Origin of the sequence: Kitasatospora sp. NPDC058032 (assembly GCF_042885845.1) — a bacterium.
In the GTDB taxonomy this organism is placed as follows: Bacteria; Actinomycetota; Actinomycetes; order Streptomycetales; family Streptomycetaceae; genus Kitasatospora.
On the sequence record NZ_JBHVRK010000004.1, the window covers coordinates 184,161 to 203,613 of the forward strand.

Here is a 19,453-nt window from a genome sequence, read left to right on the forward strand (position 1 = left end):
ACAGCTGAAAACCCCTGCGCTGCGGAGTCGTACGCCGGCCAGTACGGCGGCCGGCTCCGCAGCGCGCTGTCGATGGGTCCGGGCACGGAACGCCGTGCCCGGACCGTTGACAGCACTGTGACGATGGACCTCGGGAGGTGGCGCCGGCCATGAGCGGCAAGGACTACGTGGAGAAGGACTACTACAAGGTCCTCGGCGTGCCCAAGGACGCCAGCGCCACAGAGATCAAGAAGACCTACCGCAAGCTGGCGCGCGAGTTCCACCCCGACGCCAACAAGGGCGACACCAAGGCCGAGGAGCGGTTCAAGGACATCTCCGAGGCGTACGACGTCCTCTCCGACGAGAAGCGCCGCAAGGAGTACGACGAGGCCCGCAGCCTCTTCGCCAACGGCGGCTTCCGCCCCGGCGGCCCCGGTGGCACCGGCAGCTACAGCTTCGACTTCGGCGACCTCTTCAGCGGCACCCAGGGCGGCAACACCGGCGGCCTCGGGGACGTCTTCGGCGGCCTGTTCAACCGCGGCGGCCGGCAGGCCCAGCCGCGGCGCGGCGCCGACGTCGAGACCGAGGTGACGCTCTCCTTCGAGGAGGCCGTCGACGGCGCCACCGTCCCGCTGCGGATGACCAGTCAGGCCCCCTGCCGGCTGTGCAACGGCACCGGCGCCAAGGCCGGCACCACCCCGCGGGTCTGTCCGACCTGCGTCGGCTCCGGCACCGTCAGCCGTGGCCAGGGCGCCTTCGCGCTCTCCGAACCCTGCCGGGACTGCCGAGGCCGCGGCATGATCGTCGACGACCCGTGCCCCGACTGCCACGGCAGCGGACGCGCCAGCTCCGCCCGCACCATGCAGGTCCGGATCCCGGCCGGCGTCCAGGACGCCCAGCGGATCCGGCTCAAGGGCAAGGGCGCCCAGGGCGAGCGCGGCGGCCAGCCCGGCGACCTGTACGTCAGCGTCCACGTCGACTCCCACCCCGTCTTCGGACGCAAGGGCGACAACCTGACGGTGACCGTCCCGGTCAGCTTCCCCGAGGCCGCCCTCGGCGGCACCATCGAGGTGCCGACCCTGAACGGCCCGTCGGTGAAGCTCAAGCTGCCGCCGGGCAGCGCCAACGGCCTGACCCTGCGGGCCCGCGGCAAGGGCGCCACCCGCAAGGACGGCACCCGCGGCGACCTCCTGGTCACCGTGGAGGTCGTGGTGCCCCAGAGCGTCACCGGCGATGCGCTGACCGCCCTGGAGCAGTACCGCGAGGCGACCGCCTCCGACGACCCACGAGCCGCTCTCTTCCGGGCGGCGGAGGGAGCGTGACGACCAGATGACCCCCGACGACCCCATCGGCCCCGGCCTGGGCGAGGGCCTGCCCGGTGGCGGCGGCGCCCGCCGCACCACTCGCCGGACCGCCCCGCAGCCCCAGTACGTGCTGACCGAGGACACCCCGGTCTACGTGATCTCGGTGGCCGCCGAGCTCTCCGGCCTGCACCCGCAGACGCTCCGTCAGTACGACCGGCTCGGCCTGGTCTGCCCCGACCGCACCGCGGGGCGCGGGCGCCGCTACTCCGCGCGCGACATCCAGCAGCTGCGCGAGGTCCAGCGGCTCTCCCAGGACGAGGGCATCAATCTGGCCGGCATCAAGCGGATCATCGAACTGGAGAACCAGGTCACCGCGCTCCAGTCCCGGATAGCCGAGCTGGTCGACTCCCTGGAGGGCGCCGCCACCGCGCTCCAGCAGCGCGAGGCCACCATCCACGCCTCCTACCGCCGCGACCTCGTCCCCTACCAGCCGCCCACCCCGCACTCCAGCGCCCTCGTCGTCTGGCGTCCCAAGCGCTGACGGCCCCTGTCGCCACCGCGCACCGCCGCCGGTTTCCCCCTGGCCGGGGGGTGCCGGCGGCACGGCGTTGGTGAGAGAGTGTTGAGGACCTGGACCGAACCGCCGGTCAACGGATCCCGGCCGCCGCGACACGCCGTACCTCTAGGATCGCCGATGAGGCGGCGTGGCCCGTGCCCCTGTTGACCGCTTCCGCCGGTCGATGACAAGGAGACGAGAATGAACGGTCGGGAGCAGAGCGGCGCCGCGGCCGGAGCGCCGCGGATTCTCTCGACCGATGCCCGGGAACTCTATTTGGCCGTCCTCCGCAAGGACGGCAGAATTGCCCGGAAAGGAAACGACCCGGACGAATCACAGGTGTTCGACGAACTCCTGTCGATCGGTCTCCTGGTTCCGGATCTGGACGAACCGCGCATGCTGATCGCGGCCGATCCGGCCCAGCTGTCCGCCAGTCTGAGCCTCACCTGGCAGCGGCAGGCCCTGGAACATTTGTCCCGCGCCGTCTCGCTTCCGACCGAACTGGCCGAACTGGCCGAGGAATTCCATTCGCCGGGCCAGAGCGGCGGGCAGATCGAGTACGTCCGGGGCAAGGCCCTCATCAACCAGCGGGTGCGGCAGTCCACGGCCGGCGGGCTGGAGGAGGCGCTGGCGATGCAACCCGGCGGCCCGCGACCACCGGACGTCCTGGCCGCGAACCTGGAGAGCGACCTGGAGGTCCTCCGGCGCGGCGCGACGATGCGGACGATCTATCACGCCAGCACGCGGTACCACCAGCCCACCCGCGACTACGTCACCACGCTGGCCGCCGCCGGGTGGCAGTTCAGAACGCTCGACGAGCCCTACACCCGGCTCATCATCATCGACCGGCGCATCGCCGTCATCCCGGTCGATGATGACATGAGCCTGGCTGCCTTCATACACGACCAATCAGTCATCGAATACCTGGCCGAGGAAGTGTTCGAGCGGAACTGGGGCCGCGCACTCGAATTCGACGGCCACCCGGCAGTACCGCGCCAAGTGGTATCGAGGCTACGGCAGACCATCATCGAACTGCTGCTCTCGGGAACGAATCACCGAGTCATCGCGCGCCGCCTGGGGATCAGCGAGAGAACGCTCGCCCGGCACATCGCCGAAATGCGCGAGGACTACAACGTGGATTCCCTGTTCCAGCTCGGCTACGTTCTCGGACGCGCCGCCAACGAGGACGGCCCCCACGCGTAGCGCGTCCACCGCTCCCGGCCGCGCGTCCACGCGCCGGCACCGCGGGCGGCTCAGGTCCAGTTGATGTCGGCGTCGGTGAGGGCCGCGACATGCTCGGTCCGCCCGGTCTCGGCGGACTGCCCCTGCGGCACGCCGGCCCAGGCGATCACCAGGGCCGCCACACCCATGACGAGCGGAAGCAGAACCTTCCGGCCGGATCGGCGCATACGAGACATACGCACATCACTTCCTCTGAATGGATCAGCCACCGGACATCTAGAACGAACGTCCACTCATGGTGCCGTACAACACGGCCCGGTGTCACCATGCTTCCGCCGCCCAGTGCGTCATCTCCCTGCCAGGCATCCAGATGACACCACGCAAACCTGGACGGGGCAGCGGTCACCGATGGACGATCAGTTCGCTCTCGATGGTCCATTGCAGGCTCGCCAAACTTGCCAATGTACCTTCAAATTCTCTGTTCAACCAACGATTCCCCAAGCCCTGTCAGCTGAGCAGCCCTCACCAACAGCATCTGCCGACACCAACCACCCCGGTCGGCCATTCCCCCGGAGTCGACATGACCGAGCCCTACCTGCGTCACCACGACAGCCAGGCCCATGAGGGCCGGCGTGCACGCGTGTTCCTGGCCGCGCCGCTCATGCGGTTGACCGGGCCGGCGGACAGCGTGGTGACCCTCGCCAGCCGGACGCGGCTGACGACCCTGCGCACCACCCTCCTCCGCAGTGGCGCCGCCGTGTACAGCGCCCACCACAGTGACGCCTGGACCGTCGCCGGGCGCGCCCCCGAGCCCCGTGTGCCGTCGGACTTCCGCGCGCTGCAGTCCGCGGACCTGGTCTTCGCCTACGTCGGCGCGCCGCTCTCCGCCGGCGTGAGCCTGGAGCTGGGCTGGGCGTCGGCGCTGCGCAAGCCGATCGTCCTGCTCGTCGACGAGGCCATCACCCACAACCCGCTGATCGCCACCATCGAGCAGGTCGCCCCCGTCCTGCCGCTGGTCTTCGACGACACCTGGTCCCAGGAGGCCCTCCACCACACCGTGGAGACCGCCCTCGACTGGGCCGGCATGGCGCTCTCCCTGCGCGAGGGCTTCTGGACCGCCCCCGGCGAGCAGTTCACCGTCCCCCGCCAGCAGCCCCCCGCCGTCGGCCCGTCCGGCTACTGGCCCACCGGCGCCGCCACCGGCTGACCGCGTTTCAGTCATCACGGGCCCCCCGCATCTGCCAGCCGAGCTGGAACAGCGTCTCCGCGTCGTGCAGCTCCCGCAGCCGTGCGATGTGCCCGGCCACCGAGCGTTCGCTCAAGCCCAGCCGGGTGGCGACCGCGCGCTGGGTGAGGCCGCGGGCGAGGAGGCGGCCGATCCGGGCGGACGTCGGGTGCGGGGCGTCGGCGGACCGGTCGACCGGGCAGGCGCGGACCCAGTCACGCTCGAACAGGCGGACCAGGTACGCGACGGTGGCCGGGTTGTGCACGAAGACGGCGCCGGCCGCTTCGGCGGCGTCCGGTATGACGGCCACCGCGCGGTCGAACACCAGCATCCGCAGGTACGGCTCGTGCAGCACCCTGAACTGCGATCCGTACCCGGCCATCAGCGCGACGTGCTCGGCCACCGTGCGGTCGGCGAGGGCGACCGGCTGGTAGAGCGTGCGGATGGCGCCACCGCGGCGGAGCAGCGCGACGTCCTGGACGGACGCCATCCGCAGGCCCGCGATCGGGCGGTGGCCGGGCTGGGCGGCGAGCATCTCGTCACCGCAGTCGGAGATGAGTTCCGAGATCCGCTGCCGGATGTCGGCATTCCCCTCGACACGGATGGACCCGGTGGTGGCGGGGGCCGGACGGTGGGCGGCGTCGTAGGCGGCGGTGAGCGGCGCGAGGGTGTCCGCAAGGCGGTCCGCGCGGAGCAGGAGGCCGGTGGCCTCGCTGCACAGGTCGGCGGAGAGCCGGTCGCCGGCCGCGCGCGGGCTGGCGGCCGCATAGCCGTCGGCGGTGCGGACGAGCAGGCCCCGGGCGAGCAGACCGGCCAGCGCCACCGGGTCGGCGGTGTCCGGCGGGCTGAGCCGGCCGCCGTTGGCGAGCGCCGTCAGGTAGAGGTCCTGTTCGGACGGCGTGGGCTCATCCGTCGTCACGGCCGCCCCGCATCAGCCAGCCGAGCTGGAACAGGGTCTGGGCGCCGTAGCGGTCGCGCAGCCGGGAGATGTGGGCGGCCACGGTGCGTTCGCTCAGGCCCAGCCGGGTGGCGACGGCGCGCTGGGTGAGCCCGCGGGCGAGCAGACGCCCGACCCGGTCGGGGGCTTTGTGGACGGGACCCTGGCTGAGGACGGCGGACCAGTCGGTGGCGTCGGCGCGCGCCCAGTCGCGTTCGAAGGCGTTGACGATGAAGGCGATCGCGGCCGGGTCGGTGATGAACGCGGCCGTGGTGTGGTCGTCGTTGGCGGAGATGACCGCGACCGAGCGGTCGAAGATCATCAGTCGCTGGAAGGGCTCGTCCAGGATCCGGATCAGCGAGCCGCGCCGGGTGACCTCCTCGACGTAGGCCAGCGCGGGCGGTTCGGAGACCGCGACCGGCTGGTAGATGGTGCGCAGCGAGCAGCCGCGCTGGAGGAGCTGGACGTCCTGCTGGATGGCGATCTTGAGGGCGTCCGCCGGGCGCGGGCCGGGCTGGGCGGTGAGGACCTCGGTGCGGCAGTCGGAGACCAGCTGGGAGATCCGGTGCCGGATGTGGATGTGGCCCTCGATGTAGACGGCGCCGCCGGAGCGCTCGGGCGGGCGGGGCATCGCGTCGTAGGCGCGGGTGAGGGCGTCCAGGGCGCCGGGGAGGTTCTCGGCCCGGACCAGCAGCCGGGTGGCCTCGCTGCGCAGTTCCGCGCCGAGGCGGTCGCTGACCGAGCGGGGGCTGACGGCGGTGTAGCAGGCGTCCATCGGATTGAGCATCAGCAGGCCGACGGAGACGAGCCGGCGGACGGCGTCCTGGTCGGACTCGGCGACGTCGGCGATCCGGACGCGGCCGCCGTCGGCGAGGATCGCGAGGTAGAGCCGGCGGGCGGGCTCGTCGGGTTCGCCGACGGCCGCGGTGGCACCGGCCGAGCCGTCCGGGGCGGGTCCGCCCGGGAGGACCGTCGGGTCCGCCGTCGCCTCGAACGTCACGTCGAACGCTCCCTGCCGAATGCTCTCGGGGCTGGTGGTGCTCCGCGCGCGCCGCGCGCGGCGGTGATCACCGTACTGGTGGCCGGCGGCCCTCCGGACCCCGGGTGCCGTCGCACCCGGATCCGGGGGCCGCCGGTGTACGCCGCGGTCCCAGCGCTTCCGGCGAGGCGGAGCAGCAACGCCTCGCCGACTCCGGTCCCGGGGGCCATCACCACACATGGCGTCCCGGCCGGCGCTCTCCCCCCCGATATGCAGGCACGTGCGGACGTGCCGGTCGCATCCAGTACTGAAGAGCAAGTCGCCTTCCTCGGGCTGCGGTTGCCCGGACGACCTGGCGTGACTCCACCCTCACAGCGTGACGGCCGGTGAACAAGTGCCACCCTGCTGCATGTTCTCGCAATTGCAGGAACCTGCACCGGCGCTCCGGCGTGTGCGCTTGCGGTCCGCCGGCGACCGCCGCGAAAGCGCAGGTCAGCGAGGTGGGCCGGGGATTCTCCGACCGTCCGGCCGGTAGGCCGCGGAGTCGCGTGTTCCGGAAACCCGGCCGGTTCCCGCGCGGCGGACGACGCGGCGGACGATGCGGCGGACGACGCGGCCCACCGTCACCCGCGGACCGGGCTCAGCGGGCCAGCAGCCGCCCGCCGGCCAGCGCGGCGGCCGTACCGCCCGCCGCGAGCGCCCAGCCGGCCAGCAGCAGGGCGAAGAGTCCGGCGGCGAGCCAGGTGAAGCCGGGGAAGCCGGTGTGCCGGGCGAGCGCGGCCGCCCCGGTGACGCAGGTGCCGATCGGGAAGGTGAACGCCCACCAGGTCATCGCGAAGCCCATACCGGCCCGCCGGGCGCGCAGGTTGGCCACCACGGCGAGCGGCAGCCAGAGCATCGCGGCGCCGAGCACGGCGACCCCGAACAGTTCGGCCAGGGCGAGCGCGGTGGGCGCCAGGCCGGGCAGCAGCGGGCCGGCGGCGTCGGCGATCTGGTGGACGGCGGTGGTGGACTGGCCGAGCGGGCCGAGCACCAGGAACAGCGACGGGGTGAGCGCCAGGGCCGGCAGCTTGCTGTGCACCAGGCCGGTGAGCACCACCGGCAGCAGCGCCAGGGTGGCCAGCAGACCGATCCCGAACAGCGCCGCGCAGCCGTACAGCAGCGCCTCGCGGGCGGTGCCGGCCGGCAGGTGCGGGACGAGCGCCGGGCCGGTGGCGGAGGCGACCAGCGGGGCGACCACGGGCAGCAGCCAGGTCGGGTTGGCGGCGAGCGGGGAGACGGTGTGCCGGGTGATCATCAGGTACGGGATGCCGGCCGCGACGGCGAGCGCGTACAGCGTGCCGGCCGTCCAGAGCACGAGGTCGAGCGCGACGGCCGGACCGGTGCCGATGACCCGGGAGCCCACGGTCAGGGTGCCGAGGCCGACCGAGAGCAGCGCCATCGGCGGGCAGCCGTAGAAGACGGCGGTGGCCGGGTCGTCCAGCAGGTGCGCGCGGGCGGCCGTGCGGTGCCGGGTGAGGTGGACGCCGCGGGCGGCGCCGATCAGCAGCAGGCCGGCCAGCCCGAGCGCCCACGTCAGCTCGGCGAAGCCGGTCAGCCCGGGCCACCGGACCGGCAGCGCGGCGGCGCCGTTGGCGATGATCGCGGTGCCCATGACCACGGCGTACCAGTTCGGGCCGAGCTGGGCGAGGTCGAGGCGGCGGATCCGGGCGGACGGCCGCGGGCGGGCGTCGGGGGCGGTGCTGAGCAGGGTGGCCATGGCACCCACCGTCGCCCGGGGCGGCCGGTGCCGGTAGCACCGCGCGCTCTATGAGGGCATAGCCTGAGTCTATGGCTCTCTCTCCGCGCGTCCCCGAACTCGGTGCGCTGGAGCTGCTGCTCGCGGTGGCCCGGCTCGGCAGCGTCGGCCGGGCGGCCGCCGAGCTCGGGGTGAGCCAGCCGACCGCGAGCGCCCGGATCAAGGGCATGGAGCGGCAGATCGGCGTCGCGCTGCTGGAGCGCTCCCCGCGCGGCTCCCGGCCCACCGAGGCGGGCCGGCTGGTGGTCGAGTGGGCGCGGCAGGTGGTGGAGGCGGCGCAAGCGCTGGACGCCGGGATCGACGCGCTGCGCGAGCGCCGGGACGCCCGGCTGACCGTGGTGGCCAGCCTGACCGTGGCCGAGTACCTGATGCCGGGCTGGCTGCTGGCGCTGCACGCGGTCAGCCCGGGCACGGCGGTGACGCTGCGCACCGCCAACTCGGCGGACGTGGCCGGCCACGTCCTGGCGGGGGACGCGGACCTCGGCTTCGTCGAGGGGCCGCTGCCCCCGGCCGGGCTGGCGGGCGCGGTGGTGGCGGCCGACCGGCTGGTGGTCGTGGTGGCGCCGGACCATCCGTGGGCGCGGCGCCGCTCGCCGCTGTCCGGCCGGGAGCTGGCGGCGACCCCGCTGGTGCTGCGCGAACCGGGCTCGGGGACCAGGGAGGTGCTGGAGATGGCGCTGGCGCCGTTCGGGGGCACCACCACACCGCGGCTGGAGCTGGCCTCCTCGACGGCGCTCAAGGCGGCGGCGATGACCGGGGCCGGGCCGGTCTGCCTGAGCGAGCTGGCGGTGGTGGAGGAGCTGGCGACCCGCCGGCTGGTGGCGGTGGAGCTGGCGGAGGAGCTGGACCTGCGACGGCCGCTGCGGGCGGTCTGGCCGGCCGGGCAGCGGCCGACCGGCCCGGCCCGGGAGCTGCTGGCGCTGACCCGGCGGACGGCCGGGACCCACCAGGCGAGGATGGCGCAGGCGCGCGCCCTCCCGCCGCGGACGGACCGCAAGCCCGCCGGAGCGGCCGAGCGCCCCGCGCTGCGGACCCGACCCGACCGTTCATCCAAAAGTTGAGCGGAATAGACTCAACTTAGTGCATGCTGTAGACGGCAGACATCACGCACGACCAGGGAGGACCCCCCAGCAGTGGACGCCAGCAAGTTCACCACCAAGACGCAGGACGCCCTGTCCGCCGCGATCCGGCAGGCGGGCGCCGTCGGCAACCCGGACGTCAAGCCGGTGCACATCCTGACCGCCCTGCTGGAACAGCCCGAGGGCATCGCCAGGCCGCTGCTGGAGGCGGTCGGCGCGGACGTGTCCCGGATCGACGCCGAGGCCCGCCGCCAGCTCACCGGACTGCCCAGCGCCTCCGGCGCCACCGTCGCCGCGCCGCAGCTGGCCCGCGACACCCTGGCCGTGCTGACCGAGGCCGGCAAGCGCGCCGACGACCTCGACGACCAGTACGTCTCCACCGAGCACCTGCTGGTCGGCCTGGCCGCCGAGGGCGGGGCGGTCGCCGAGCTGCTGGTGCAGCAGGGCGCCACCCCGAAGGCGCTGCTCGCCGCCTTCAAGGACGTCCGGGGCAGCGGCCGGGTCACCTCGCCGGACCCCGAGGGCACCTACAAGGCGCTGGAGAAGTACGGCACCGACCTCACCCAGGCCGCCCGGGACGGCAAGCTCGACCCGGTGATCGGCCGGGACCAGGAGATCCGCCGGGTGGTCCAGGTGCTCTCCCGCCGGACCAAGAACAACCCGGTGCTGATCGGCGAGCCCGGCGTCGGCAAGACCGCCGTCGTCGAGGGCCTGGCCCAGCGGATCGTGGCCGGCGACGTGCCGGAGTCGCTGCGCGGCAAGCGCCTGGTCGCCCTGGACCTCGGCGCGATGGTGGCCGGCGCCAAGTACCGCGGCGAGTTCGAGGAGCGGCTGAAGGCCGTCCTCAACGACATCAAGCAGAGCGACGGCCAGGTCGTCACCTTCATCGACGAGCTGCACACCATGGTCGGCGCGGGCGCCGGCGGCGATTCCGCGATGGACGCCGGCAACATGCTCAAGCCGATGCTGGCCCGCGGCGAGCTGCGGATGGTCGGCGCCACCACCCTGGACGAGTACCGCGAGCGGATCGAGAAGGACCCGGCCCTGGAGCGCCGCTTCCAGCAGGTGCTGGTCGGCGAGCCCAGCGTCGAGGACTCCATCGCCATCCTGCGCGGTCTCAAGGGCCGCTACGAGGCGCACCACAAGGTGCAGATCGCGGACGCCGCCCTGGTCGCCGCGGCCACCCTCTCCAACCGGTACATCACCTCCCGCTTCCTGCCCGACAAGGCGATCGACCTGGTCGACGAGGCGGCCTCCCGGCTGCGCATGGAGATCGACTCCTCCCCGGTCGAGATCGACGAACTCCAGCGCTCCGTCGACCGGTTGCGGATGGAGGAGCTGGCCCTGGAGAAGGAGTCGGACCCGGCCTCGGTCGACCGGCTGGCCCGGCTGCGCCGCGATCTCGCCGACAAGAACGAGCAGTTGAGCGTGCTCACGGCCCGCTGGGAGCAGGAGAAGAAGAGCCTGAACCGGGTCGGCGAGCTCAAGGAGCGGCTGGACGACCTGCACGGCGCCCTCGAACGCGCCCAGCGGGACGGCGACTTCGAGCGCGCGTCCAAGCTGATGTACGCCGAGATCCCGGCCGCCGAGAAGGAGCTCGCCGACGCCCAGGAGCGCGCCGCCGGCGAGGACACCTCCGCCTCGATGGTCAAGGAGGAGGTCGGCCCGGACGACGTGGCCGATGTGGTGGCCTCCTGGACGGGCATCCCGGCCGGCCGGCTGATGGAGGGCGAGAGCGCCAAACTCCTGCGCATGGAGGAGGAGTTGGGCCGCCGCCTGATCGGCCAGGCGGAGGCCGTGCAGGCCGTCTCGGACGCCGTGCGGCGCACCCGCTCGGGCATCGCCGACCCGGACCGCCCGACCGGCTCGTTCCTCTTCCTCGGCCCGACCGGCGTCGGCAAGACCGAGCTCGCCAAGGCGCTGGCCGACTTCCTCTTCGACGACGAGCGGGCGATGGTCCGCATCGACATGAGCGAGTACGGCGAGAAGCACTCGGTCTCCCGGCTGGTCGGCGCCCCGCCCGGGTACGTCGGCTACGAGGAGGGCGGCCAGCTCACCGAGGCGGTCCGCCGCCGCCCGTACAGCGTGGTGCTGCTGGACGAGGTGGAGAAGGCCCACCCCGAGGTCTTCGACGTGCTGCTGCAGGTGCTCGACGACGGCCGGCTCACCGACGGCCAGGGCCGCACCGTGGACTTCCGCAACGCGATCCTGATCCTCACCTCCAACCTGGGCAGTCAGTTCCTGGTGGACCCGACCACCCCGGAGGAGCGGAAGAAGGACCTCGTGCTGGAGTCGGTGCGAGCCGCCTTCAAGCCGGAGTTCCTCAACCGGCTCGACGACATCGTGGTCTTCGACCCGCTGGGCACCGCCGAGCTGACCCGGATCGTCGACCTCCAGATCGCCCGGCTGGGCGACCGGCTGCGCGACCGCCGGCTCACCCTGGAGGTCTCCGCGGCCGCCCGGGACTGGCTGGCGCTCACCGGCTACGACCCCGCCTACGGTGCCCGGCCGCTGCGCCGGCTGGTGCAGTCCGCGATCGGCGACCAGCTGGCCCGGGCGATCCTCGCGGGCCAGGTGCACGACGGCGACACCGTGCTGGTCGAGCGGGACGAGGAGGGCGACCGCCTCACCGTCCGTGCCCGCGGGCCGCTGGAGAAGTAGCCGCCCGTCACGACCGGAACGATCATGGCCCGCCCCCGGAATTCACGGGGGCGGGCCTTGATCCGGCCATGCCCCTCCCGGTGGCTGCCACCCCTGTGAGGTGAGCCCCGGATGAGGCAGGATGGACTCGGAAGGGCGGCCTCTCATTGCCGACCACCATGTGCACTGAGGAAGAGGACCCCATGAGCATCGACCCGTCGTCCATCCCGTCGTTCGGCATGCCCCAGGGCGGCCAGCCCGGAGGCCAGGGCGGGCGTCCGGCCGGCCCGCCGCCGATCATCGTCCCGGACCAGAACCTGGTCGGACAGCTCCTCGACCAGATGCAGCTCAAGCACGGCGTGGACGAGGAGGGCGACCTCACCGCCCCCTGGGAGGGCTTCCGCGTCTACTACATGTTCCGTGGCGAGCAGAAGGAGCTCTTCGCGGTCCGGGCGTTCTACGACCGCCCGTACCCGCTGGAGAAGAAGGGCGAGATCCTCGACCTGATCGACGAGTGGAACCGTGAGACCCTCTGGCCGAAGGTCTACACCCACACCCACGAGGACGGCGTGGTCCGCCTGATCGGCGAGGCCCAGATGATCGTCGGCACCGGCGTCAACCTGGACTACTTCGTCACCACCACCGCCAACTGGACCCAGGCCGCCGTGGGCTTCGAGCAGTGGATCGTCGAGCGCCTCGGCCTGCAGGACGACATCGAGGGCGAGGACGGCGAGGGCAAGCCGTCCGACGACACCGACCAGAACTGACCCCCGGGGATCCCGACTCCCCCGTACGGCCCGCCACCGGCACCCCGGTGGCGGGCCGCGCTCGTTCCCGCACGCCCGCCGCGGTCACCAGCGGCGGCGCCGCCGGCGGTACCGGTGGAGCAGCAGGCACAGGCCGGCGAGGACGAGGGCCGCGAGCCCGGCGGTCACGGGGGCCGGGAGGTCCCCCGTCCCGGCGGCCGACGCCTCGACGGCTCCGGCACCGTCGGGCTTCGCCGGGAAGGTGACGGTGACCCGGGTGGTGTGCTCGGCCGTTCCGCTGCGGAGCGTGAGCTCCGCGGTCCACGGGCCGTCCGGCAGCCCCTTGTCCAGCGGGACGACCGCCTCCCCGACGTCACCGGGAGCGAGCGTGGTGCCCGTCCTGACCGGGAAGGGCCCGGCGCGCAAGCCGCCCGGACCGCCGGTCAGGGAGAGCGTCCCGCCGATGTCCAGCGCGCGGCCCCCCGTGTTGCGGACCCGGGCGTGGACCTCCCCCCGCCCGTCGCGGGCCTTGGCGGGACGGAGCCGCTCGATCGCGAAGTCCACGGGCGGCTCACCGCCGGGACCGACGTCGACGTACATGCGGACCCCGACCCGGCCCAGGATCGCCAGGTTCTGCGAACGGTCCGGGGGGTCGGCCGTCTGGGCCCAGATGACGCCGTACCGCTCCCCTGCGGCGGCCTCCTTGGGCACCCGGACGGTGGCCCGCACCCGCGCCGTCCCGGAGGGCTCCAGCTGGAGCTCCGTCCGGTCCAGCGACGTCCAGCCGGTCAGCTCGTTGGGGGTGCGGTCCGGCGCGAAGGCGAACTGCTCCTTCGCGATGGCGGCCGCCCCGGCGTAGAGGCTGACGCGCATCGGCGTCGAGGACTCGTTGGAGACCTCGACCCGCCGCTCGATGGTCGAACCCGGGGCGACGTGGTCGACGATGTACGCCTGTGCCCTGGGATCGTCACGGCGGTCCTCCGGAGCGTCGAGCAGCCTGATGCCGATGGTCCTCCCGGCGGCCTTCCCGGCGGCACCCGGCCTCGGGGAGGGCGTCCCGGGCGTGCCGTCCGCCGCCGCCGGCAGCACCGCGACCGCCTGGACGACGGCCAGCAGCGTCAGCAGGACCCCGTACCGGCGCGCGCCCCTCGTCCGGTCAGGCAACGGACTGGGTCAGCGTTCCGGTGTAGAGCCCGCCGATGGCGCCGGCGGGCACGCTGACGGTGACCGTCGGGTCCCAGGTCGCGGTGTTGTCACCGACGCCCGCGGACCCGGTGACCACCGTCTGCGCGGAGTTGGTCAGCGTCACGTTCGTCGTGGTGACGGTGATGACGCCGGTCGTCGTCACCGACCCGACCGTGTAGGTCGCGTCGGTGGCCGGAATCGTGGACGGGCCGTTGGCGAAGTCCGTCTCCGATGCCGTGACCGTCCAGGAGGCCGAGAGCAGGGCCCGGTTGTCGACGACGGTCACCGGGCCGATCGGCGCGCTGATCTGGGTGCCGGGCGCTCCCGAGCCGAGGGCGGCGCTCGCCGGAACCGACAGCGTCAGCGCGCCGGAGGTGACCACGAAGGTGAGCGTGGTGCTGGGGTCGGAGGCCGCGACGGCCAGACCCGGCTGGACCGCGACGAGGGCGGCGGCCGCGGCCGCGACGGAAAGTGTTCGTAAACGCACGGTGACTCCCGGAAACAGCCGCCCGGCGGCGGACCTGCAGGTTGACGTGATGTCAGGCAAACCGGCGCGGACCGTTCCCGCAAGACGGGGGCCGCCGCGCTGCGCCATAGGAATGCCGCGTTTCAGCCGGAAAGCCCGCCCGCCGGACCGGACCGGCGGCCCGAGAGCTTGTCCGCGCCCCGCGACCGTCGGAGGATTGGCCCGACCACAATCTGTGAGGAGCCGTGATGGGTGCGAGGCCGCTGTTGAACCGCCGGCTGGCGGGCATGGGAACGACGATCTTCGCCGAGATGTCCGCCCTGGCCACGGCCACCGGCTCGATCAACCTCGGCCAGGGGTTCCCGGACACCGACGGCCCCGAGGAGGTCCGCGAGGCCGCCGTGCGGGCCCTGCGCGAGGGGCGCGGCAACCAGTACCCGCCCGGCCCCGGCGTCCCCGAGCTGCGGCAGGCGATCGCCGGGCACCAGCAGCGCTTCTACGGGCTGACGTACGACCCCGACACCGAGGTGCTGGTCACCGCCGGCGCCACCGAGGCCATCGCCGCCGCCCTGCTCGCACTGCTGGAGCCGGGCGACGAGGTGATCGCCTTCGAGCCCTTCTACGACTCCTACGCCGCCTGCATCGCCATGGCCGGCGCCACCCGCGTCCCGCTCACCCTCCGCGCCCCGGACTTCCGCCCCGACCTCGACGAGCTGCGCGCCCTGATCACCCCGCGCACCCGGCTGCTGCTGATCAACACCCCGCACAACCCCACCGGCACCGTCCTCACTCCCGACGAGCTCACCGCCATCGCCGAACTCGCCGTCGAGCACGATCTGCTGGTGGTCACCGACGAGGTCTACGAGCACCTCGTGTTCACCGGCGCCCACCACCCCGTCGCCGCCCTGCCCGGGATGCGCGAGCGCACCGTCTCCATCTCCTCGGCCGGCAAGACCTTCTCCTTCACCGGCTGGAAGGTCGGCTGGGTGACCGGCACCCCCGAGCTGGTCGCCGCCGTCCGCACCGCCAAGCAGTACCTCACCTACGTCAGCGCCGGCCCCTTCCAGTACGCCGTCGCCGAGGCCCTGAACCTGCCCGACGGCTACTTCGAGGGCCTGCGCGCCGATCTGCGGCACAAGCGCGACCTGCTCGCCGAGGGCCTCACCGCCGCCGGCTTCCGGGTCTTCCGGCCCGAGGGCACCTACTTCATCACCACCGACATCACCCCGCTGGGCGAGAAGGACGGCGTCGCCTTCTGCCGCACCCTCCCCGAGCGCTGCGGCGTCGTCGCCATCCCCAACGCCGTCTTCTACGACGACGCCGAGGCCGGACGCCCCCTGGTCCGCTTCACCTTCTGCAAGCGGACCGCCGTCCTGGAGGAGGCGGTCGACCGGCTCTCCCGGCTGTCCCGCCCCTGACCCATCGGCGGAACCTCTCGCACGTCCTGACGATTCGTCAATTCACCCGGCGGACAGTTGGCTTGCTGTCCGCCGGGCAATTCGTGCCGCCCGCGCGGCAGGGCGTGCCCCGGGACGGGGAGGGTGGGGGCGTGCAGGACGTGCGGGCGGCGTGTGGACGGCGCACACGGCGCGCGGGCCGGGGTGAGGGGCGCGCGCTGCGCATAGTCGTACACCGGGTCGATCAGAGTAGGGAAGCAGATGTGCTCGAAGCGGTGAATGCTTGACAAAGTTGGGTAAATCACCGACGGACCCGGCGTATTCGTGCTTCTCTGCTGCTGAATCTCCAGCCGGAATCCTTCCTTCCACGGTCGGCCGCGCCCTGGACCGCACAGCGCCGAACAGCCTCGCCCTTGCCTAGGCCTACTCGCTGCTGCTCGGCGGGCACGCACGGAGCTGAAACGCGGAGCCGAACATGCTCACCACTTTGCAGACCTCCTACACGGACACCCGCGCGGGTGACCTGGCCTGGTGCCTGGGCGGCGACCCGCTGCCCGCCCTCGCGGTCCGCGACCTGAGACTCGACGTCCCCGGCCACCCCGGCCCGCCCGGCACCCTCCAGCTGCGCCTGCTGGGCGCCTCCCACCAGGTGGTGATCGCCGCCGGGCCGGGCCACTGCCTGGAGACCGTCGCCTGTCTGCCCGGCCGCCGCACGCCGCTGCCCGCCCGGGTGGCCAAGCAGGTGGACGGCTGGGAGTACGAGTTCGCCGCCCGGATCGAGGCGCTGCCGCCGCACGACTTCGCGGCCCGCGCACAGGAGTTGCTGGCCCTGGTCGAGGGGCATCCGCGCGGCCTGGCCGGCGTCTTCCCCGGCGACCCCAGCGCCTTCACCGCGCTGGTCGCCCAGGGCGGCGCGGACCGGCTGCTCTGGCGCACCTGGCACGCCTATCCACAGGAGGGGCAGCTGGTCTGCACCCGCTCCTCGCTGGTGGTGCCCCGGTGACCGAGGCCGACGAGCCGTCCATAACCCGGCCCACCGGCTTCGCATTCGTACGCAGGAACGATTCGTCAACCTGCCGTACCGCGCTGTCCGTCGAATGGGCGCAGCCGTCCGTCCCGCACGTCGCCTAGCGTTTGTTCGTGATCAATCATCCGGCCGGTCCGCCGCCCGCACAGCCGAGCCTCGACCTCGACGACGGCAGTCCGCCCCGGCCCGGGCGGAGCCTGACCCCGCTGCCCGCCCGCCGCCGCTCCCGGCTGCGTGCCCGCCCCGAACTGGCCCGGCTGGTCGTCCTGCTGGCCGCGTTCGTCTGCGCGGCCTGCGGGCTCGTCTACGAGCTCGAACTCGTCGCCCTCGGCGACTATCTGCTCGGGGACTCGGTCACCCAAACCTCGGTCGTGCTCTCCGTCATGGTGTTCGCGATGGGCCTCGGCTCGCTGCTCGCCAAACGGTTCACCTGCCGGCCGGCCACCGCCTTCGCCCTGGTCGAATGCGCGCTCGCGCTCACCGGCGGCCTCTCCGTCCTGGCGATCTACTCCTGCTGGGCCTGGATCGGCCACCACCAGGCCGTGATGGTCGGGCTGACCTGCCTCATCGGCGTCCTCATCGGCGCCGAGATCCCGCTGCTGATGACCCTCATCCAGCGGATCCGCCGGGAGGACGCCGGCCACGCCGCCGCCGACCTGTTCGCCGCGGACTACGTCGGCGCGCTGATCGGCGGACTCGCCTTCCCGTTCCTCATCCTTCCGCTGCTCGGCCCCGGCAGCGGCGCGCTGCTCACCGGCGCGGTCAACGCCGTCGCCGGGGCCGCGGTGGTGCTCTGGCTCTTCCGCGAGGAACCGGCGCCCCGGGTGCGGCTGCTGCTCTGGGGCGGCTGCGGGCTCGTCCTCGCGCTGCTCGCCGCGGCCGCCGTCTGGTCCGACGCGGTCGAACGCGCCGCCCGGCAGGCCCTGTACGGCGGGCAGGTCCGCTCCGTCAGCCAGGGCCGGTACCAGGAGATCGTGCTCACCGGCCCCGCCGAGGGCCCGCTGCGGCTCTACCTCGACGGCCGGCTCGCGGTCTGCGGACCCGACGAGTACCGGGGCAGCGAGGGCCTCGTCCACCCGGCGATGGCCGCCGGGCCGGACGCCCGGGTGCTGCTGCTCGGCGGCGGCGACGGGCTGGCCCTGCGGGAGGTGCTGCGGCACCGCGGGGTGCGCTCCGTGCTGCTGGTCGACCGCGACCCGGCGCTCCCCCGGCTCGCCCGCACCGACCCCGGCCTCGCCGCGCTCTCCGGCCGCTCGCTGGACGACCCCCGGGTCCGCACCGTCCAGGCCGACCCGCTGGAGTGGCTGCGCACCGTCCGCCCCGCCCCCGGCGAGTCCTTCGACGTCGTCCTCGCCGACCTGCCCGCGCCCGCCGACGGCGGTCCGGTGACCTTCCACTCCCAGGAGTTCTACGGCCTCACCACCCGGCTGCTCGCCCCCGGCGGGCGGCTCGCCGCCCGCGCCGGCGACGAGCAGCACGGGCGGCAGGGCCTGTGGCAGGCCGAGTCGGGACTGCGGGCCGCCGGGCTGCGGACCGTGCCGTACGCGGTCGCCGGCAGCGCGACCGCCAGCTGCCGTCCGGGGCCGGAGGGCAGCCAGAGCTTCCTGCTCGCAGCGGCCGCCCAACCGCCGCTCACCCTCTCCCCCGACGCCCCGCCGCCCCGCGCCCTCACCGCGGACGACCTGCGCGCCTCCGCCGCCCGCCTCACCGCCCTCCGCCCCCTCCACCCACCCGCCGCCCTCACCCTCCTCGGCCCCCACTGACGCGGGAGGGTGCGGGCCGCCCCCATCGGCGGATCGGGGGCGGGTCGGCGGAGGCCGGTAGGGGACAGGGCGGGGCCGGAAGGGGGTTCGGTCGGTAGGCTCCGTGGCATGGAGCATGAGGTTGTCGTCCCGATCCCGGCCGGGCAGGTCCGGCAGGCCCTGCAGGATCCGGCGCTGCTGGCGCGTTCCGTGCCGGGGCTGAGTACCGAACCGGCTGCCGTCGGCAGTGGCGGGGCGGAGGAGATCAGCGGGCGGTTGAAGCTGCGGATCGGCGCCTCCACCATCACGTACAAGGGCGTGCTCTCACTGATCGAGGGCCGCGAGGGCGTGCTGACCGCGTTCGCCGAGGGGCAGGAGGCGCGCGGCAGCGGCGAGGCCACCGCGACCGTCCGGATCAGCGTCACCGAGGGCGCCGGGGAGGGGACCGCGGTGGTCCGCTTCACCGGTGACCTGAGCGCCACCGGGCGGCTCACCGAGTTCGACGGGGAGACGCTCGCTGCGGCCGGCCGCCGGTTGCTGGACCGTTTCACCGCCGCCCTGACCTCCCTGGACGACGAGGCCGACACCGGGGCCGACACCGACGCCCAGGGCGACGGCGAGGGCGAGGGCGACCAGGACGCCACCGCGGCGGAGCAGGACACCGCCGGGGAGGCCACCGTGGTGTTCCTGGAGAACCGCCAGGAGGACCGCGAGGACGAGCCCGGCGACGACCTCGACGACGACCTCTCCGACCTCATCGCCTTCTCCGACGCCGACGCCGAGCGCTTCGGCCTCCCGCTCGGGAACGCCGACGAGGACGCCGACGACGTCGACGAGCCCGCCGCGGCCGCCGGAGCCGAGGAGCCCGCCGCCGCGGCCGAGGACGAGGTGTCCGCCGAACTCCCCGCCGAGCTGCCGTTCGGCTACGAGCAGGAGCCGGTGCTCGGCGGCCCGGTGCGCCGCAGCATCGTCGGCCGCTCCGCCGAGGAGGTCGACCACGCCCCGCCGCGCGGCCCGTACGCGCCCGCCCTGCCGGCCCGCAGCGCCCGGGCCCGGGCGGCCACCCGCTGGGGCGGGGACGCCGGCGGCATCGTGGTGCCGGGAACCGGCGGCCGCAGCGCGGTGCCGTGGGTGATCGCCGGCGGCGGGGTGGCCCTGCTGGGCGGCGCGGTGGTGCTGGTCAGGGCCCTGCGGCGGCGCTAGCGTCCCGT

The 19,453-nt window shown here is 73.6% G+C and carries 16 protein-coding genes; 11 read left to right on the forward strand and 5 right to left on the reverse strand.

The window, feature by feature from the left end; translation table 11 throughout:
• The first annotated feature begins 149 nt into the window (after window positions 1-149).
• The 4 genes from dnaJ (at window position 150) to ACFVUH_RS08675 (ending at window position 4,228) form a co-directional block, all read left to right on the forward strand.
• A complete protein-coding gene (gene dnaJ, locus ACFVUH_RS08660; RefSeq protein WP_355360820.1) occupies window positions 150-1,301 on the forward strand; it encodes a molecular chaperone DnaJ in 1,152 nt (383 codons plus the stop codon).
• A gap of 7 nt (window positions 1,302-1,308) precedes the next feature.
• Window positions 1,309-1,824, forward strand: coding sequence for a heat shock protein transcriptional repressor HspR (locus ACFVUH_RS08665; protein ID WP_355360823.1), 516 nt, complete (start codon window positions 1,309-1,311; stop codon window positions 1,822-1,824).
• A 216-nt stretch (window positions 1,825-2,040) separates the two neighbouring features.
• Window positions 2,041-3,042 carry a helix-turn-helix domain-containing protein gene (locus tag ACFVUH_RS08670; RefSeq protein WP_355360826.1) on the forward strand — a complete coding sequence of 334 codons (1,002 nt, stop codon included), beginning with the start codon at window positions 2,041-2,043 and terminating at the stop codon, window positions 3,040-3,042.
• 559 nt (window positions 3,043-3,601) lie between these two features.
• Window positions 3,602-4,228 (forward strand): hypothetical protein, encoded by a 627-nt coding sequence (locus ACFVUH_RS08675; RefSeq protein ID WP_344335757.1) that lies wholly within the window; start codon window positions 3,602-3,604, stop codon window positions 4,226-4,228.
• A gap of 7 nt (window positions 4,229-4,235) precedes the next feature.
• Here the strand turns inward: ACFVUH_RS08675 and ACFVUH_RS08680 are convergent, their stop codons facing one another.
• The 3 genes from ACFVUH_RS08680 to ACFVUH_RS08690 all read right to left on the reverse strand — a co-directional run bounded on the left by ACFVUH_RS08680 (window position 4,236) and on the right by ACFVUH_RS08690 (window position 7,921).
• Complete coding sequence (locus ACFVUH_RS08680; RefSeq protein WP_387912041.1) at window positions 4,236-5,165, reverse strand: LuxR family transcriptional regulator; 930 nt, start codon at window positions 5,163-5,165, stop codon at window positions 4,236-4,238.
• Entirely contained in the window at window positions 5,152-6,183 is a 1,032-nt protein-coding gene (locus ACFVUH_RS08685) for a LuxR C-terminal-related transcriptional regulator (RefSeq protein WP_355360832.1), read from the reverse strand. The genes ACFVUH_RS08680 and ACFVUH_RS08685 overlap by 14 nt, the downstream gene beginning before the upstream one ends.
• 619 nt (window positions 6,184-6,802) lie before the next feature.
• On the reverse strand, window positions 6,803-7,921 hold the full coding sequence (locus ACFVUH_RS08690; RefSeq protein ID WP_387912043.1) for a TDT family transporter: 1,119 nt from the start codon (window positions 7,919-7,921) through the stop codon (window positions 6,803-6,805).
• Between the two features lie 71 nt (window positions 7,922-7,992).
• Between ACFVUH_RS08690 and ACFVUH_RS08695 the strand changes: the two genes are divergently transcribed.
• The 3 genes from ACFVUH_RS08695 (at window position 7,993) to ACFVUH_RS08705 (ending at window position 12,446) form a co-directional block, all read left to right on the forward strand.
• On the forward strand, window positions 7,993-9,021 hold the full coding sequence (locus tag ACFVUH_RS08695; protein ID WP_355360859.1) for a LysR family transcriptional regulator: 1,029 nt from the start codon (window positions 7,993-7,995) through the stop codon (window positions 9,019-9,021).
• Window positions 9,022-9,093: 72 nt separating this feature from the next.
• Window positions 9,094-11,700, forward strand: coding sequence for an ATP-dependent chaperone ClpB (gene clpB / locus ACFVUH_RS08700; protein ID WP_387912044.1), 2,607 nt, complete (start codon window positions 9,094-9,096; stop codon window positions 11,698-11,700).
• Between the two features lie 182 nt (window positions 11,701-11,882).
• Complete coding sequence (locus ACFVUH_RS08705) at window positions 11,883-12,446, forward strand: YbjN domain-containing protein (RefSeq protein WP_355360865.1); 564 nt, start codon at window positions 11,883-11,885, stop codon at window positions 12,444-12,446.
• Between the two features lie 84 nt (window positions 12,447-12,530).
• Here ACFVUH_RS08705 and ACFVUH_RS08710 read toward each other — a convergent pair whose 3' ends face one another.
• A complete protein-coding gene (locus ACFVUH_RS08710; protein WP_387912046.1) occupies window positions 12,531-13,589 on the reverse strand; it encodes a peptidase in 1,059 nt (352 codons plus the stop codon).
• Window positions 13,582-14,097 carry a hypothetical protein gene (locus tag ACFVUH_RS08715; RefSeq protein ID WP_355360871.1) on the reverse strand — a complete coding sequence of 172 codons (516 nt, stop codon included), beginning with the start codon at window positions 14,095-14,097 and terminating at the stop codon, window positions 13,582-13,584. The genes ACFVUH_RS08710 and ACFVUH_RS08715 overlap by 8 nt, the downstream gene beginning before the upstream one ends.
• A 227-nt stretch (window positions 14,098-14,324) precedes the next feature.
• On the opposite strand from ACFVUH_RS08715, the gene ACFVUH_RS08720 reads away from it, so the two are divergent.
• The 4 genes from ACFVUH_RS08720 to ACFVUH_RS08735 all read left to right on the forward strand — a co-directional run bounded on the left by ACFVUH_RS08720 (window position 14,325) and on the right by ACFVUH_RS08735 (window position 19,445).
• Entirely contained in the window at window positions 14,325-15,494 is a 1,170-nt protein-coding gene (locus ACFVUH_RS08720) for a pyridoxal phosphate-dependent aminotransferase (RefSeq protein ID WP_387912048.1), read from the forward strand.
• Between the two features lie 454 nt (window positions 15,495-15,948).
• Entirely contained in the window at window positions 15,949-16,476 is a 528-nt protein-coding gene (locus tag ACFVUH_RS08725) for a DUF2617 family protein (protein ID WP_355360877.1), read from the forward strand.
• A gap of 137 nt (window positions 16,477-16,613) precedes the next feature.
• On the forward strand, window positions 16,614-18,263 hold the full coding sequence (locus tag ACFVUH_RS08730) for a polyamine aminopropyltransferase (RefSeq protein ID WP_387912050.1): 1,650 nt from the start codon (window positions 16,614-16,616) through the stop codon (window positions 18,261-18,263).
• A gap of 108 nt (window positions 18,264-18,371) precedes the next feature.
• Window positions 18,372-19,445, forward strand: coding sequence for a hypothetical protein (locus ACFVUH_RS08735; protein WP_387912052.1), 1,074 nt, complete (start codon window positions 18,372-18,374; stop codon window positions 19,443-19,445).
• The last annotated feature ends 8 nt before the right edge of the window (window positions 19,446-19,453 follow it).

What these genes read in the sequence shown, in the direction of transcription:
- dnaJ (WP_355360820.1), top strand. Translation starts at nt 150, where the DNA reads ATGAGCGGCAAGGACTACGTGGAGAAGGACTACTACAAGGTCCTCGGC.
- ACFVUH_RS08665 (WP_355360823.1), top strand. Translation starts at nt 1,309, where the DNA reads ATGACCCCCGACGACCCCATCGGCCCCGGCCTGGGCGAGGGCCTGCCC.
- ACFVUH_RS08670 (WP_355360826.1), top strand. Translation starts at nt 2,041, where the DNA reads ATGAACGGTCGGGAGCAGAGCGGCGCCGCGGCCGGAGCGCCGCGGATT.
- ACFVUH_RS08675 (WP_344335757.1), top strand. Translation starts at nt 3,602, where the DNA reads ATGACCGAGCCCTACCTGCGTCACCACGACAGCCAGGCCCATGAGGGC.
- ACFVUH_RS08690 (WP_387912043.1), bottom strand. Translation starts at nt 7,921, where the DNA reads ATGGCCACCCTGCTCAGCACCGCCCCCGACGCCCGCCCGCGGCCGTCC.
- ACFVUH_RS08695 (WP_355360859.1), top strand. Translation starts at nt 7,993, where the DNA reads ATGGCTCTCTCTCCGCGCGTCCCCGAACTCGGTGCGCTGGAGCTGCTG.
- ACFVUH_RS08705 (WP_355360865.1), top strand. Translation starts at nt 11,883, where the DNA reads ATGAGCATCGACCCGTCGTCCATCCCGTCGTTCGGCATGCCCCAGGGC.
- ACFVUH_RS08720 (WP_387912048.1), top strand. Translation starts at nt 14,325, where the DNA reads ATGGGTGCGAGGCCGCTGTTGAACCGCCGGCTGGCGGGCATGGGAACG.
- ACFVUH_RS08725 (WP_355360877.1), top strand. Translation starts at nt 15,949, where the DNA reads ATGCTCACCACTTTGCAGACCTCCTACACGGACACCCGCGCGGGTGAC.
- ACFVUH_RS08735 (WP_387912052.1), top strand. Translation starts at nt 18,372, where the DNA reads ATGGAGCATGAGGTTGTCGTCCCGATCCCGGCCGGGCAGGTCCGGCAG.